Origin of the sequence: Roseburia sp. AM59-24XD (assembly GCF_003478445.1) — a bacterium.
In the GTDB taxonomy this organism is placed as follows: domain Bacteria; phylum Bacillota; class Clostridia; order Lachnospirales; family Lachnospiraceae; genus Jutongia.
In genome coordinates this window covers 135,838-152,594 of record NZ_QUET01000001.1, presented here as the reverse complement: position 1 = coordinate 152,594, position 16,757 = coordinate 135,838, and the positions used below count along the sequence as shown (strand labels likewise).

The window sequence follows — 16,757 nt, the reverse complement described above, 5'->3', positions numbered from 1 at the left end:
GCGCTCCGGTGAAATAGGAATCTTTTCAAACTGCGAATGGCTCATAATGATACAGTCATAATCTCCTGTCGCAATCCTTGAGATAAACTGTTTCCGCCTGCTCTTTTCAAAGTCCCGCTCGGTTGCCACCAGAATGTTTGCTGACGGATAAAGCCTTAAAAACTCACTTGCCGTCTGCCCGATCAATGCCTTTGGTACAACCATCGCTGTCTTATTTGCAAGACCAAGCCGTTTCTGTTCCATACAGGCTGCCATCATCTCAAAACTTTTTCCCGCTCCGACGCAGTGTGCTAACAGCGTGTTTCCTCCCATCAGCACTCTGGCGATCGCATTAACCTGATGTGATTTCAAATGAATATCCGGATTCATCCCCGGAAATTCCAAATGACTGCCATCATATTCCCGAAGCCGGACATTGTTAAAGGTTTCATTATAATAATTCACATACTTATTACGCCGCTCCGGTTCTGCAAAGATCCATTCCTTAAAGGCTTCTTTCATCTGGTTCTGCTTCTCTCTTGCAAGCATCGTTTCCTTCTGATTGATCTCATAATGGTATCTGCCATCTCCATCCTCAATGCGGTCACGCACGGTTACGGTTCTGAGATTTAGCGTTGTCTCAAAGATCGTATAGGCATCCATGCGGGAAGTACCATAGGTTTTACTGGCAGCCACCGAGGATTTGTCATATGACTTATTCTCAATAAACCACTCCATCGTATATTTATTCAGATGGATCTGTATGCCGGAACTATAATAGGTACTCCGTACTGCCCGTGACCGGCGTGGTGTGTCAAGAAGTTCAAAAATAAACGCTTCATAATCTTCCGGCTCGATCCATGTTGTTCCGATACGCACATCGATCTCAGATGCATCCAGATCTTTCGGCTGTACCTGCTCTAAAGCAGTCACATTATCCGCAAACAGGTCCGGCTGTTCCTTTGCCACAGCATTTGCAAGTCGCAGCTTATCCCGGACATTGCCGGACAGGTATTCGTCTGCTGTTTCCCAGCCATGATCCGGATCGTGTTCGTTATACTCCATCGGATTTAAGAAGATCAGTCCATTCAGCTCCTCAATAAGTTTTGCTCTGGAGAGCTCTGCTGCCAGATCATCCGAAAAATGAATCTCCTCCGGTGTAGTGTTATTCTCTTTTGCCAGCTTCTCTTTTACTAAAGTTAGATCCGGCTGGTAAATACTGAGCATAAATGCGATGTTTACACCGTTAAACTCATTCACGGATACATTCAGTGCTTCTACGGCTGTTTCCACATGATCCACTGCCTGCTTTGCCTTAATGGTCTGCCGGGTAAACATATCTGCCTTTGACACCACGCCGTCCTCATCCACCATTTCCAATGAACAAAGTAAAGGATAATCACCATCATCCCGAAAGGCTCTGGCATTACCCTTTGCTGTGATATAACCATATTTTTTTGTAAATTGGTCATATACGGTATTTAATTCCTCCTGCGCCTGCCTTAATGCCTGTTCACTGCACCCGGACAACTGAATGTCGATCAAATGTCTTGTAGCGGTACGTATGGCATCCATGCCCTTAATTCTTTCAAGCACCTTATCTCCCACCTCCTGTCTGACCATTCGTGAGTCCTTCCGGAAATAGAGAACACCATCAATGAATGTATAGGTAAAGTTCTTCACATCAGGATCTGCCGGAAGATATTCCTCCGGTTCTTCCCCCTCCTCTACTGTGCGTTCAAAATCAGTGATCTGAGCATGAATATTAGAAACCGCACAGGTAAGTGCTTCCTGCAGATCAAAATCCGGATCATCGTTTACACAGGCTGTCAGATTACTGTTTTCTCCAAATCTGCCCGTATTCCGTATCATGTGCCCCAGGATCATCTCCGGGTGTTCCACAAAATAACTGTTGACCGGGATTTTATCCTCTGTCAGTCCCAGATGTACCCAGTCCGGCTCTGCCACAATCTTTCTCTCCCGTTTCTGAAAGAATAAAATATCACTGGTCACTTCCGTTCCGGCATCTGCCTTAAAAGCAGTATTTGGAAGTCGTATTGCTCCTATGAGTTCTGCCCTTTGTGCAAGATATTTTCGCACCGTACTATTCTGCTTATCTAATGTTCCCTTTGTGGTAATTACCGCCACAATACCTCCCGGTCGCACATGATCAATCGACTTTGCAATAAAGTGATCGTGTACCTTAAACTCCATCGCATTGTGCTTGCGGTCATACAGCTTAAAGTCTCCAAATGGCACATTTCCAATGACAGCATCAAAGAAGTTATCCTCATAATCTACCGTCTCAAATCCTGCAATTTGGATATCCGCTTTGGGATACAGCAGCCTCGCAATACGACCACTGATATCATCCTTTTCCACACCATATAACTGACAGTTTCTTTCCATCTCTTTGGGCATACTGCCGAAAAAGTTACCAATCCCCATGCTCGGCTCCAGAATATTTCCCTTGGTAAATCCAAACTGCGATAATGCCTGATACATTGCCCCTGCTATCTCCGGCGGTGTATAAAACGCATCCGTCACGGTTTCTCTTGCCGCCCGATACTCTGCATCCGTTAATAACTCCTTTAACTGTGCATACTCCTGTTTCCAGCTTTCGTTATCCGTATCAAATGCCTGCGGCAGTCCACCCCAGCCGACATATCTGGCTAAAATATCCTGCTCTTTTACCGTTGCCGGACGGTGTTCACGCTCCACCTTTTTCAAGGTTTTGATCGCCGTGATATTCCAGTCAAATCGTGCCTTGGGACCGGCATGGGTTTCCGTAAAAGAATCCATGTGATAATTCTCTGCCGGATATTCTTCGGGATGCTCCGACTCATAGCGTTCATCCGCTCGCCTGCGGTCTTCCTCTAAGATTTCCTCAATCTCATCATCGGTAAGCTCATGCTCCTCTTCAAGAATCTCCCAATACTCTGCATCAATGACTTCATCTTCTTCCTCGTAATCCGGTTCGATATCCTCCTTTATCACAGGCTGGTAATAGTCCCCGGTTAAGATCAGTGCACCGATCTCTGCCTCAATGGTTGTCCAGCTTACATAACCTTCCTTTTCGCCTTCCTCATCTCTCCACTGCAGCCGGAGTCCTTTCCCGTGAAAGGTATCATATCCATGCAGTCCGTAACCTTCCAGTGGCCAGCCGGCACCACCCTGTCCATATTCCTTCCGGATGGCTGACACTCTTTCCTTTTTATCTGTAATGTTCTGATAGAATTCATAAATTCTCTCTTTTCCATTCTGAAATCCACTTCCACGAAGCAATGTCTGGCATAAAATACCACATGGTTTGTCCGAAGGGGATCTAACACCACACCCCGGTTTTCGTTCGCTGCATGTACCATCTTTCCATCTCCAACATGCCTGCCTCCAACCGCATCCCGGAGCAGCACATACATTCACTTCCTCCACTCCGGTTTGCAATCGGTGCCTGCCACTCATATCCACAAACATGACATTTCCACCATGCCCTGTAATTAGAAAACTCAAAAAACATATTAGGCTTCTTAGGCACATTCTTTTCTGACCAGTCTAATGCCTTGTCCGGATGTAAGGTTGCAAAATCGTTCTTTCCTTTTATCAGTATGCGATTCACACAATTCGGACATCCGCTTCCTCCAACACGATTTTTGATCACCGCCCGCCATTCATAACCGCATATATGACATTTCCACCAAACTTTTTTTGAGGAACCTGTCGTAACCATATCAGGATGTAATTCATTCTTATCAGACCATTCCTCTGCCAGTTCCGGATACTGTGATTTCAGATCGTTAAAACCTGTTAAAACTTTCTTTCCGGCGCAGTAGGGACACCCTTCTCCATGTGCCCTTGCTTTTGGAGATGTGATCCAAGTATGTCCGCACTTTCCAATCCACTGGATGCTCTTATTTGATCCATAGGACACATTTTGTGGTGTAAAGCTTCCATTGTCCGGTCCCCATTCATTCGCAAGCTCTGGAGAGTTCTCTTCAACACTTCTCACACTCTCACCCCCTTGCCTTCCATTCATCCAGCAAGTGAATGATCTGTCTTTTGATTTCTTTCTCTGTAACTTGATTCGGAAAATACTTTCCAAGTTCTCTGTTAGTCAAAACAATCTGTCTTATCTCTACCGGCTTTGTCTGACCATGTAATATTTTGTCAACTTCGGCAGAATCGGTGGTATCAGTATCGCAATTCCGAAGCTGCATAATTTTGTTTTTGGTCAATGAATGTCCATTCTTTATGTAGGCTAAGACCTGTTTCTGCACATCGACAGATAAAAAGGAAATCTCTACTGCATTGGTCACTTTAATCTTCTCTTGATCTACCAGTGATAACAGTTCCGGCAGTAAATGGATTAAGCGGATATACCTCTTAACTTGTGAACTCGACATTCCATACATCATACCAATTTGATTTGACATTAACTTCGGACCATTTTGGTCTGAAGTTGACCTCAGCTCATTTTGATCTGAAGTCAAATCACTTCTAAATCCCTGATGCCTCATGGCATCCATTTTCATCTTCAAAGCAAACGCTTTCTCACTTGGCAGTATTCTTTCTCTTTGGATATTAGAATCCACCATAATGCATACCGCCTCATCGTCTGAATAATCTTTTACAAATACCGGGATCTTATCAAGTCCTGCCCGTCTTGCGGCATGTGTTCTCCGATGACCGGAGATTAGTTCAAATCCTCCCTCCGGTCGTTTTCTCGCGATTGCCGGAGACAATACACCTTTTGCTTTAATTGATTCCACCAGTTCATCCATTGCTTCATCATCCACTACATGAAAGGGATGTCCCTTAAATTCATGTAACTGATCCAGCGGAATATCACTTGCGCCTTCGATTGTCGGCACAGCCAGTAATTCTTCATAATTCGTCAGGGATATTTTCTTCCCTGCTCTTGTTCGCATTGACATCGAAATCCTCCTTTTTTGTTTTTTCTAGGAGCAAGAGACAAAAAAAGACACTTCCTTACTAGAAAGTGTCTTAATATGTGTTCAAAATTCTTTCCTTTGTTGATTTTCCTTGCAAATTAATGCAAGAAGTTGTAACTAAGGTTGCGAATTTGATGTCTTTTTGATGTCATTTGCTTGCAATGAATGTCTGCAAACCCGCATAAACACTGGGTTTTACTTGTCGATGCTCTTCATCGTCGGGACTTTCTCCGACGCAGTTCTAAAACCACTCATATCCCTGAGCAACTCCCTACTTTGCTGTTTACAACCAAATAAAAAGCCTTGTTTACCTTTAAAATTAATTGCTTTCCGCATAAGTAGTTGTATTATTTGATGTATTTGATGTATTTGATGTAAATCCCGATTGAGAGAATGGGTTCTTCAATCGGATTGCTTACTAAATTATAATCTTTATTATTGAATAAGTCAATCAGACCAAAAAAAGCAGCGTACCAATTTTCATTTTAAAGTACGCCACTTTTTCCTACGCTATTGAATTATTAAAATATTTATCCAGTCCATCAAACTCGGTTCTTTTTAGTTCCTTTGTTACATCAGTATAGATATTTAAGGTTGTTGTTATATCCTTATGTCCGAGTGTATCCTGAATAACTTTTATATTTACACCTGCTTCACACATTCTCGTTGTAAATGTATGTCTGAGCGAATGACAACTAAAATGCGGTAAAAGCACTTCTGGATTTTCCGTTTTCAAAAACTGCTCATCATTGCAATCACGGATAATGCGTCGGATTGCCTTATTCAAAGTCGATTGATGTTGTGGCTGTCCGAAGCGATTGAGAAATATAAAATCTGTATATCCATCTATGGTTGCTTCGCAGTGAACCCCTAGCAGTTCTTGTCGTTGTTTTTCCATAACAAATGCTTCTTTAACAAAATCGAGCATCGGAACTTGTCTATTTCCGGCTTCTGTCTTTGGAGTATTCACATTGAAATAGCAGCCCTTTTTTCCTTCAGAAGTTCTGTGGTCATAATAAACCAACGTGTGATTAACATCTATAATTCCATCTTCCAAATCAATATCACACCATCTGAGTCCTGTAACTTCTCCAACTCTTAATCCCGTTCCAAGCATTACTGCAAACACCGGATACCAATACACTGCTGTATTAGAGTTCTTCAGATAATCCATAAACAATTCCTGTTCAGGTCGAGTAAGTCCCCTGCGTTTCTCTGTCTTGAAGCAATGAGCTTTTTTCAATTCCCTCAAAACATTATTTGTCGGATTGTTTCTGATATAGTTATCATCAACCGCCATATCAAATATCTGATGAAGAATGTTGTGGACACCATCAACTGTTGCAGGCTTCAATCCTCGCTCGTCAACCAGATAATTATAAAATCTCTTAATATCTGATTTCAAAAATGTTGAGACTCTCTTAGAACCGATTTGCCGACGTACAAAGGTTTCATAAATATATTTGTAATTCTCAAAAGTGTTGTTTTTCAATCCTCTCTTCAAGTCTTTCCATAACTCATATAAATCATCGAGTGTAACATATCGTGCTTCCGCTTTTATGCCATCACTTTTGTCTTTCTCAATCGCTTCCTCTTTAATCCTGAGTGCTTCAAGTGTTTTTGAATAGACATATCTTCTTTTATGGTTTTCATCAGTCCAACTGTACTGATAACTTCCATCACTTCTTTGAAGTTCTCCCGTGCGAAGAACTGTCCTTGTTTTATCTTTTCGTTTTGGTCTTGCCACGGCTGTTCCTCCTATATTTCATTCCTGCTATTTAAAAATTTCACAAATTTGTCGATGATGACATACACCTGATAACCGTCTGTCGTCATAAAATTGCAGTCTTTCCTTTTCATTAACTCTCGTATTTTTCCCCTTCCGATGCCTGTATAAGCGGCTGTTTCGTTTACCGACAAACATTTCTTTTTCCAAAATGGCTGCTCTTTTTTCTTTTCTATAAGGCTTTCCCGATAAGCAATCATTTCTTTATCCGCAAAATCCACATTCATCGTTCCACCTCCTAAATCTCATACATTTTTTCAATGTACTCATCAAACAATTCTCTTTTTATCATTCGGCGTTTTCCCACCCATAACACAAATGGACAATCAGCAAACCTTGTCATTTCACGAAGTTTTTCTCTGCCAATGCCGGTATAGGCAGTAGCTTCATCAATGGTCAGATACGGCTTATGCCATATCGGTACTTCTAATCTTTCTTTTTTTACTGGATTACTCACAATAATACCTCCTCATATCGAATACTGCTTTTTTATAAATTCAACAAATTCTTCTCTCTTGATAAGTCGCTTTGAGCCATTCCATAAAACGAACGGACATCTTTCATTATCGGTAAGCTGTCTGATTTTTCTGCTTCCAACACCTGTATAAGCTGCGGCTTCATCAATTGTAAGCATTACTTTCTCCCAAAGTGGGACATTATAGATTGTTTCATCTTTTTCGTTGTTCATATGCTGTAACCTCCTTTGCGTGGTTACAGCATACTTAAAAATCTACACTGAGCCAACGATGCGAATTTGCTCATCGCAGATTTGACTTTTTCATTAAATAGAATACTGATTTGCAATATATTCCTCAAAAATTTTTCGCTTTATCATTCGGCGGCTTCCTATCCAAAGTACAAACGGGCAATCTTGCTTTTCCGTCATTTCATAAAGTTTTCCTGTTCCAATATTGGAATATATAGATGCTTCTTCAATCGACAAATTAGGCTTATGCCAAAGAGGTACATTATAACTCAGCTTCTTTACACTGTTATTAGACATTCTTACACCTCTTTTCTTTCTTTGATGAATATCTGTCGGTAACAACATAATCCCAACCATCCCCATCGCACTTATCACATCTGTCTTTTCGCTTTGCAAATGGGTTGAGTCGCCTTACAATATAGTCCGGATTATGAATATAATCATTCAGGCACTTCGGGCATAGGCAGCGAATATTTTCTTTCCCCTCCGGCTTGTAAACCCAAAGTCCAAAAGTCTTTTTCAAAGTTGCGTTTATCTGCCTGAAAAGTTTATTATCATCTACCGTACCTATGTATTCACGCAAATCCTCTCTATTGACTGTCCGTATCTGCTCCAGAAGAACCATTGACGGTTTCTTCAGTCCAAACTTCTCGCCGAGAATAATGTGCGATGGCAAATATCTTTTCTTGATTACACTTGTAACTGCCGCAACAATAATCGTTGGAGCATTCTGGTTGTAATCATCTGCCTGAACGACAAGTACCGGACGCTCTCCACTTTGTACTGAACCACTGTTATCTCCAAAGTCATAGTAGAATAAATCCCCACGACAAATCATTTTTTCTTTCATATACATAACCTCACAAGAATCAAATTTTTAAAGTGTCATTTGTATCCGGAATGAAATAACCCCTTCACTCATTTGGACAAAGGGGTCTGAAATGCACACCCAAAATCAGAGATTTTCATAAAATTTGATAAAGTTTTTCTTTGCCGCAGCAATGGACTTATCCACGGAGCTGTAATATACGCCCTCCTGCTTTGCAATCGCTCTGGAACTCAGACCGCAGCACACATTCTTCATAAGGCGTTCCCTTTGAAGTGGCTGCAACATCGAAAGTGCTATTCTTGCTTTCCTGATTTCACACTGACGCAATTCTTCTCTTTCCAGTTCAAGTCTTTCTTCCTCTGCTCTTTCAAACGGGTCGTCAAACATAATGGCAAGTTCTTTATGGAACTGTGAGGACATTTCATCGTCATATCCATAGCAGTCAAGTGTGCGACTGCTTCTCTTTGCATACTTGTCCTCATTTCGGTTTGCATCGTCAATTACCTCTCCCTGAGCAATGGAAAGATGAACAAACGGAGAATATCTTTCTATAACAAGGTAATACTTCTCCCAAAGCTCTTTTACAGATAATTCCGTAATAATCGCCCATTTCTCATCTCCGGTATAACCGTTATATTCGTATTTAAGATTTATCAGTTTACAATCCTTTGCAAATAATTCTTCTTGTTCTGCTAATGTAAGTTTGTTTGTCATTTCCGTAATCTCCTTTGAATTTTGAAAAATTGATAAGTTTCAAAATTCGGAGATTATGGGTACTCAGCTATCTGGCACTGCCAAGCGTTATAAAACATAAAAGTCCTTTCCCAAGTAAGGGAAAAGACCTAATACTGCACGAAGCATAATCGAATAAAACAGCAACAAAAAAGCACCGTCGAATCTGGACAGCAAGGAATACTTCTATTCTTCACTTATCCGGCTTCGTACGGTGCTTGGTAGTTTAGCAAATAAATTGCTTATCTCCGCTTACTCGATTAGAAATCGTTTCAATATTTACTTGTAATCTTCATCGCCTGCAATTCCTGCCATATCCGTTCCTACGGATTCTTCGGAAGTAAGCGAGATTTAAGATGTGGACATTCTTGCATTTCTGACACTTCACACTCAAATGTCCGGTTGTGTCTGAAAAAACTCTCTGTATCCTGAACCCGCAAGTCGGGCAGAAAATATCACGCTCTTTCAGGCTTTCTGCTTCTACTCTTGACAGAAGCAATCTCTTTTGTATTTCAGGTGCTACCTGAGTCTGTACCCTCATTGCGAAACACCTCCCAGATTTAACTCATTGGAAATGTACTCAAGGATATTGTGATACTCAAATAGTCCCATATCTCTCAATCTGATAACCAAGGCTGTATAAGATACTCCGATATAAGCTGCCATTCTACGGATAACTGCTTTATCCTTTGAAGTGATGGTATTATCGCCATAAACTCTTATCGGATTTGACTGATTATATTTCGCCAAGGCATTTTCAATAATTCTTCTCGGCATAAGAAGCGAAGCTCCCATTGTATCTGCCTGCCACTCAACAGACGCAAACATCTGAGCCAGTTCCTCTTTGGAATAACTACGCTCACTGTCATACTCTGCATGAAAGCGTCCTTCACTCGGCATTGCATACATCTTACTCAAGATATGATGTGACGCTTCGTGTGCCATTGTAAATCTGCGACGTCCCTGCTCCTTTTCAGCAAGAAGAAATTTATCAAGTACGATGGTATCTTTCGGGAAAACAAAGGGAATAATTTTTCCGTCCTGATGTACCAGCAGTGGTGTTGCTCCATCTGCCAGAAAGCCAATCCTGCCTGCATCATCTTCTGCGAAAGAAGCGTATTCAATTCGTAACATAAGAAATTCTGTAATGAAATGTTCTATGTCGATGGATTGAATCACTCGATTGCTAAACTTATTAGCATAAGCTGTTATCAAGCCTTCGCTGATTTCTTCCAACTCGGCTCTTGACATATAAATACTCAAGTTGTGTCCACCTCCGACTCCACCTTGTCCGGTGGTGCAACTCCTCCGGCAAAGTTCTGTTGTATTTCCGCACTATCCAAATTGATTAGATAGCGAATTCCTTCAAGTGTTCTCATTCGTCTGTCCTCTGTTATAATTCTTTGATGATGTGACAAGCCACACCCTGAATGCAGCACTCATCTACAATGATGTCTTTCATCTTCTTATTTTCCGGGTGGAGAATGATTTTCTGATTCTCATCATCTCGGAAGTAACGTTTCAATGTATTCTGATTATCCACAAGGGCAACTACTATATCGCCCTCTTTGGCTTCTACCTGCTTTTTGACAACCACAAGGTCGCCGTCATCAATCCCTGCTTCAATCATAGACTGACCGCTTGCTCTTAATATAAAGAAATCTCCTTTGCCGAAAATAGCAGTAGGAAGTGATACATATTCTTCAATATTTTCTTCCTCATACTGAGGACTTCCACAAGGAATAGAACCTACAATCGGCGTCTGTGTCTGTTCGCCACTGTACTTACGGGTCACATTGGTACTAATCTCCTGCCCGTCGTACTCAATCATATTCTTCTCAGCCATCTCTACCAAGTATTTATATGCTGTACCTCTGGCAATGCCAACAGCTTCAGCAATCTTTGTAGTCGATGGGGATTGTCTGTTTTGCAGGTAATAATCCTCAATATACTTTTTTATTTCACTCATAAGTTCAGGACTCTTGCTTCTCATACCTGCACCTCGCTTTCTTTTCTATCGGAAGCAGTTTGCTTTCGATAGTTTTATTATACCTGATACGAAAAATTTTTCAAGTAGGTTTTTCGCAAAAGAAAAGAGGTGTCGCAATTTGCTAACACCTCAGTATCTTTCAATATTTTCATTGAAAAATTCCGCCCATAAAGGCTTTTTTGTTCAATGAACTTAGATTTTGCAATTTGTGCAGACCGTCTGCACAAATTCTATTCTGTTTCCTTTTCTTCGTTATCCTGCTGCTGAAGATAAAACATTGCCTTTTGGGTTTCAATCTCCGCTTTCAGTTCTTCTTTTGTCGGTAAGTATAATTTGTACTTGGAAGCAAATAATTGTTCATTGCCGTGCATAACAGAATAACGGGCAATATCATCATCTGTATCGGAACAAAGAACAATACCGATTGTTGGGTTATCGCCTTCACTGCGTTTCAGTTCGTCATACATACGGATATACATGTCCATCTGTCCTACATCTTGATGTGTTATCTTCTCTGTTTTCAAGTCGATGAGGACAAAGCATTTCAGTATGTAATTGTAAAACACAAGGTCGATAAAATAGTCCTGCTTCTCCGTATGAATGTGCTGTTGCCTTGCCACAAAAGCATATCCCTTCCCAAGCTCCATCAAAAATTTCTGCAAATTGGAAAGAATACTTTTCTCAAGGTCACTCTCTGTAAAATCTGTATTCTGCGAAAACCCTAAGAACTCCGCAACTACCGGATTTTTGATGAACTCTAACTTATCATTCTGATACGGTGCAGTCAGTTCCTTCATTTCACTTTCTACAAGCTCTTTTTTCTGTGTCTTGAGCATACGGTAATAATACTGAGAAGAAATGTTCCTCTGCAAAGTACGGACACTCCAAGTTTGTTCTGTGGCTTCTTTCTCATACCAGTCACGAGCTTCAGGGTCTTTGACCTGTAATAATGTTCTATAATGCGACCACGAAAGCAGAACGCCGGATTGTCTACACGCCGTGTCGACAATTTCAGGAAAGGTTTTATAAAACTTCAGACAATGATATAAATTACTTCTATCATATCCTTTTCCATATCGCTGAGTCAGTTCTTTAGAAATTTTCTTTATTACCTCTAGCCCATACTCCGAGCGTTCATCTCCACCTAATTCTTCTTCTGCTATTCTGTAACCAATCAACCAATTTCTCTGCACGAGCAATGTATTGACAGCCTGATATGCAGCTTTTTGTGAGGACTCGATAATCCCACACATATCCTTTAAGATGTCATCGGTTTTAACAAAATTATCCATAAAACTATTTTGACCGATTTTTTCTAATTTATTCTCCATAGCTACCGCTCCTTTGGATTTTATTTTCAAATTATTCGCTTTCCTGCATATCCTCATCGGCTTTTGCAATCATCTGTCTGTACTGTTCTTTCACACTCTCAGGTGCAAGTATCTGTACCTTTCCATTAAAGCCAAACACCCAACCGAAAAAGGTCGGACTGGCTGATACTTCGGTCTGTATCCTGAAAGAAGTCATATCATACGCAAGGGTTGTTACATCTTCTCCGAAGCGGTCAACCATTGTTTTCATCAGGCTGTTATCACACCGTAAATCCACCAGAACTTTCTCGCCTGAGAACATAAAGAATACTTCCTTTGTGTAATTCTCAATATCAAAATCATCAGGCATAGGAATAATGTCCTTATCCAGTATCTCCGGCTTAGAAGCAATACGGTCTACCCTGAAATTGATAACCTTGCTTTTCTTCTCTGAATATCCGAGAACATAATAATAGTCCCCGCACCAGAGAAGTTTATACGGACTGAACTTATATACTTCGCCCTTATTCTTCAGAACCTTTTTCTTTAATCCGGTATAATCATAATACTGGAAAGAAATTTGCTTGCCTGCATTGATGGCGTCATTTATAGCGTCAATGATGTAATATATCTGTTCATTATCCGGCTTAATGCGATTGACCACATAGTTATTACGCTTCAGCTTTGCCACCTGCCCCGGACTGGTCATCGTATGTATCTTCTCAATCAGAATTTCGCTTTTCTTTTTTGTAATAAACTTCGATGACTCTACTGCATCAATCAGTAGTTTCAATTCCGGCAATTCAAACTTACGGCTGGCTACAAAGTATTTGCTCTGAGTAGAATGGATAGTAACAATGTCCATTCCAAACTCCTGAAGTGCAGCAATGTCCTTTGTGACCGTCGTTCTATGTGCAGATATTCCGTATTCATCATTCAGTATATTGATTAACTGTGTTGTGGAAAGAGGATTTTCTTCATCGGTTCTTTCCAGTAAAATCTTTTGTAAATATAAAATCCTTGGCTTTGTTTCCATAGCCTTCCTTTCCTAATTGTGCAGACCGTCTGCACAATTTAAATCTATCATCGCATTATCCTTTTATTCCACGCCCAATGCCTTATATACTGCATCTTCCGCACTGGAATAGAAAATCAAATTAAAGCAGCCAATTAAATCCGATGGAACTGCTCCGATGTCTGCTGCTGATACAATAGGGAGCAAAACTTTCTTTGCCCCACTGTCCAAACATACCTGCAAACTGTTTGCAAGCTCATCAACTTTGATAAGTGTTCCTGCGATACTGATTTCTCCAAGAACTGCAAGACTGCTTGCAACAGGTTTACCTAATGCCACTGAAGATAAAGCAATCAGTGTTGGCAATGCCAATTTGTCTGTCATACCAATGCCCTGCAAGTCTTGGTAATTGATGATATAATCCTTTGTCGTTGTACTGATAGAGCCACTGATACGGTTAGAATTGGCTTTCAAGAAATTAAACGCAGTATTCGTTGCTTCTTTACATTTTCCATCAGAGCCTAAACCGGAACGCTCGAACTTTCCGTTACCCGGCATCATCTGAGATTCCAAACGGAATACACCAAGCATACCCGTTTTACCCTGAGCCACGGTATAGACTTGTCCCGGATTACACATTCCTTCCGGAATCAGTTTTCCACCGCCCTGCTCTGGCACGGATACATAGAATTCCTCAAATGTTTCATTGTCAATGTATGAGAAATTCACATCATAGAACTCCATACCGCCAAGTTTCTTCAACTGTTCCTTGACTCTACGACGCATCTCGAGAGAAATCTTTAAAACTTCTTCCAGTTCTTCCTTGGTATATTCTCCATCAGGATAAAGCAGCTTGATAAATCCACCGACCATCTTTCTGACTGCAATCGTATCACGCTGGTTTAAGTTCTTTCCAAGGCGGAAGTATTTATCCAAGGCATCGCCATACTGTTCTTTACGAAGTTCTCTGATAAACTCTGCAAGATAGTCACTGATAAAACCATAATCATTTGTAAAGTGCTGCGGTCTGAATTTTGGAATTTCCCAACCCGGAATATAGCAGTGCATACGGTCAAGGAACGCTGTATCTGTTCCCATTTCCGGCGGGAACGGAGCAAACAGACTCGATGTTTTCAACAGCACATCAACACTCTGATTGATATTACCCACAAATACCATTGATGCAGAAGCAGACTTTTCTTCTTTTCCACGGGCAAAAGAACCGGAAGCCATATAATCTTTCATTATCTGGATACCGTCTTTATCTTTGAAATTGATACCTGCAACCTCATCAAAAGCGACACAATCCCACAAACCGACAAGACCAACTGTCTTTCTTGCCATATTGTAGAACAGATTTGCTACTGTTGTCTGACCACCGGAAACAAGAATACTGTTCGGTGAAATTTCTTTGTATAAATGAGATTTACCTGTACTTCTCGGTCCGAGTTCACACAAATTAAAATTATTTTCTACGAGCGGTAACATACGGGCAAGAAGCAACCACTTTTCTCTTTCGGTCAGTGTATCCGGTTCCATACCGATGGAACGGAGCATTACGCTTATCCATTCATCTTTTGTAAACGCCTTTCTCCCTTGTTTCAGTTCATTGATGTCAACGTGCGGCATCTGAATCGGTGTAAGTTTACGGATATGGATAGGAGAAGCATTCTTATCTTCCTCTATGTATTCATATTCAAGCTGAACAATACACCAGATACCTCCACAAAGCAGACGGTCAAATTTGCTCGGATAATCTTCGCTAATCGGAATTGCTTTAATTCCAAGGTTAGAAAACTCTGCTTCATAAGTATCTTTTTTAATATTTAGATTAACCGTAATCTTATCAATGACTGTATGACTTCCCCTTTGACGGAGCAGGGAAAGAATTTTCTGTGCTTCGTCTGGTCGTACATAATTGTCTGCCAGTATTCTTTTTACATTCGCCACACCTTCTTCGATGATAGATGGGTCATCAGAACTGCAATACTGTCCCAGTAAAAATTCAAGCACATAAACCGGAACATTCGCTCCCTCTTTGATGGATTTCGTCAAATCCTTACGGACAATTTTTCCATCAAAATAAGTACGGAGTTTTCTGTTTATATCACTCATCTCAGAAAAATTGGTAGTTTCTTCAAAGCTAAATGATGTGCTATTCTCTGTTACAATATTTTCCTCTGTTTCTACTTCTTCTATGCTTCCTTCATCATCTGCAAAATCGGCATAGCCCTGAGCTATATCTTTTTCAATGTTATCCATTATAATCTAATCCTCCTCATCGCACTTATCGGCAAGCTGCTCGATAATATGCAACATATATTCTTTCGCTATGCTGTCTTTTCCTAAGAAGTTATACTTTTCATCAAGATAATTCTCAATCTGAATCAGGATAGAAAAAATATTATTGACAATTCCAATCGGTTCATCAGTTGCGTCCGTTCCATAAAGCTGTCCACCCATTGTAAAAATCACGAGCCAAAATGAACCCAATGGATTACCTGATGAGAACATTGTTTTATAAAACTGCCCCATCTCCGTATTGTTAGCAATCTCTCTTACATATTGTTCCGGTGTTACACCAGTATGTATGCCTGAAAGTCTGACGGCATCATTCATCATTCTCAGTTTCACGGACTTTGGCTGTTTCGTCATCATTACAACATCGCAGATACAATTCAAAATCTGAAGTTCCAAATACGGAAGCAATTCTTCTTTTGAAATGTCGTTTGTAATGTTTGACCTGTCAATCAAATCCTCATAGAAAAACTTCATTTCTTCCAAACGGTCTTCTATCGGTATCACCCCAAGCCAATCCACTTCCTTAATGGAAATCTCACGCACTTGGTTAATCTGATAATTTACGCTGTCAATAAAGTTCTGACATATTGCATTGGAAATGTTACTGTCAGGATTTCCAAGAATCGAAAACCGCATAACGATTGACGTCGTATAATCAATCATATCCTGCAAATCTTTCTGCGTTCCGGACTTGTATAATGCCCGGAAGAAGTTGACTCAAAAGCCACCTGCATAACTCTTACTTATAGATATGACATTTCGGAAATTGCCAACCTCTCCTCCGGTTCTCGCTGCACTTAAATATGCACTCTCCGAAAATGGGAAGCTCATATTATTGAAGTAAATCCTAATAATTTTACTCTGCTCTTTTGTCACTCTGCCCTGTCTTTCGATGACAAGAGCAAACGCATATAACGCAAGGTAGGTACTGCCCGAAGCTATCTCATTCGGAATATATCGGCGTGATGCCTTTGTTACAACCTTTGATACAATATTGAATGCCCGTTCGCTATCACTGGCTATCTTTTCATAACATTCCTGATAAAACTTCTGTGTTTTAATCAGTCTTTTCTCTTTCTCTCTGCTCATATCCCGAACAGTCATTGCAACTGCAAAGGCTAAGGCATCAGAAAAGCCCCATCTTCCCATAAGGCGATACC

General features: G+C 40.7%; 16 protein-coding genes and 1 pseudogene. All 17 read right to left on the bottom strand.

The genetic code is table 11. The annotated features are described in order from the left end of the window. Positions 1-1,965 precede the first annotated feature (1,965 nt). Positions 1,966-2,781: pseudogene (locus DXA20_RS17310) on the bottom strand (N-6 DNA methylase); the annotation flags it as partial. 523 nt (positions 2,782-3,304) lie between these two features. Then, a complete protein-coding gene (locus tag DXA20_RS00670) occupies positions 3,305-3,985 on the bottom strand; it encodes a zinc-ribbon domain-containing protein (RefSeq protein WP_158577079.1) in 681 nt (226 codons plus the stop codon). Positions 3,986-3,989: 4 nt separating this feature from the next. Continuing rightward, positions 3,990-4,847, bottom strand: a complete 858-nt coding sequence (locus DXA20_RS00665) for a ParB/RepB/Spo0J family partition protein (RefSeq protein WP_158577078.1) — start codon at positions 4,845-4,847, stop codon at positions 3,990-3,992. Positions 4,848-5,433: 586 nt separating this feature from the next. Further along, complete coding sequence (locus DXA20_RS00660) at positions 5,434-6,675, bottom strand: tyrosine-type recombinase/integrase (protein WP_117886564.1); 1,242 nt, start codon at positions 6,673-6,675, stop codon at positions 5,434-5,436. An 11-nt stretch (positions 6,676-6,686) separates the two neighbouring features. After that, the gene (locus tag DXA20_RS00655; RefSeq protein ID WP_230398501.1) at positions 6,687-6,941 is read right to left on the bottom strand and encodes an excisionase; all 255 of its coding nucleotides are present in this window, start codon (positions 6,939-6,941) and stop codon (positions 6,687-6,689) included. Positions 6,942-6,952: 11 nt separating this feature from the next. Next, positions 6,953-7,171, bottom strand: a complete 219-nt coding sequence (locus DXA20_RS00650) for an excisionase (protein ID WP_022146406.1) — start codon at positions 7,169-7,171, stop codon at positions 6,953-6,955. Positions 7,172-7,183: 12 nt separating this feature from the next. Further along, entirely contained in the window at positions 7,184-7,402 is a 219-nt protein-coding gene (locus DXA20_RS00645) for an excisionase (protein WP_022146405.1), read from the bottom strand. A 93-nt stretch (positions 7,403-7,495) separates the two neighbouring features. After that, positions 7,496-7,717: an excisionase gene (locus tag DXA20_RS00640; RefSeq protein ID WP_117886563.1), complete on the bottom strand. Its 222-nt coding sequence runs from the start codon at positions 7,715-7,717 to the stop codon at positions 7,496-7,498. Continuing rightward, positions 7,710-8,270 (bottom strand): type II toxin-antitoxin system PemK/MazF family toxin, encoded by a 561-nt coding sequence (locus tag DXA20_RS00635; protein WP_117886562.1) that lies wholly within the window; start codon positions 8,268-8,270, stop codon positions 7,710-7,712. The genes DXA20_RS00640 and DXA20_RS00635 overlap by 8 nt, the downstream gene beginning before the upstream one ends. Before the next feature lie 105 nt (positions 8,271-8,375). Then, positions 8,376-8,963 (bottom strand): sigma-70 family RNA polymerase sigma factor, encoded by a 588-nt coding sequence (locus DXA20_RS00630; protein WP_117886561.1) that lies wholly within the window; start codon positions 8,961-8,963, stop codon positions 8,376-8,378. 555 nt (positions 8,964-9,518) lie between these two features. After that, a complete protein-coding gene (locus DXA20_RS00620) occupies positions 9,519-10,244 on the bottom strand; it encodes an ImmA/IrrE family metallo-endopeptidase (RefSeq protein ID WP_002594700.1) in 726 nt (241 codons plus the stop codon). 130 nt (positions 10,245-10,374) lie between these two features. Continuing rightward, positions 10,375-10,950: a transcriptional repressor LexA gene (lexA, locus tag DXA20_RS00615; protein ID WP_330413094.1), complete on the bottom strand. Its 576-nt coding sequence runs from the start codon at positions 10,948-10,950 to the stop codon at positions 10,375-10,377. A gap of 251 nt (positions 10,951-11,201) precedes the next feature. Then, positions 11,202-12,302: a PDDEXK nuclease domain-containing protein gene (locus DXA20_RS00610; RefSeq protein ID WP_117886578.1), complete on the bottom strand. Its 1,101-nt coding sequence runs from the start codon at positions 12,300-12,302 to the stop codon at positions 11,202-11,204. Positions 12,303-12,333: 31 nt separating this feature from the next. Further along, on the bottom strand, positions 12,334-13,317 hold the full coding sequence (locus DXA20_RS00605) for a helix-turn-helix transcriptional regulator (protein ID WP_117886559.1): 984 nt from the start codon (positions 13,315-13,317) through the stop codon (positions 12,334-12,336). A gap of 63 nt (positions 13,318-13,380) precedes the next feature. After that, positions 13,381-15,411 carry a protease Lon-related BREX system protein BrxL gene (brxL, locus tag DXA20_RS00600; RefSeq protein WP_117886558.1) on the bottom strand — a complete coding sequence of 677 codons (2,031 nt, stop codon included), beginning with the start codon at positions 15,409-15,411 and terminating at the stop codon, positions 13,381-13,383. A 153-nt stretch (positions 15,412-15,564) separates the two neighbouring features. Next, positions 15,565-16,260: a hypothetical protein gene (locus DXA20_RS00595; protein WP_118558925.1), complete on the bottom strand. Its 696-nt coding sequence runs from the start codon at positions 16,258-16,260 to the stop codon at positions 15,565-15,567. Positions 16,261-16,314: 54 nt separating this feature from the next. Further along, the gene (locus DXA20_RS00590; RefSeq protein ID WP_118558924.1) at positions 16,315-16,746 is read right to left on the bottom strand and encodes a hypothetical protein; all 432 of its coding nucleotides are present in this window, start codon (positions 16,744-16,746) and stop codon (positions 16,315-16,317) included. Positions 16,747-16,757 lie beyond the last annotated feature (11 nt).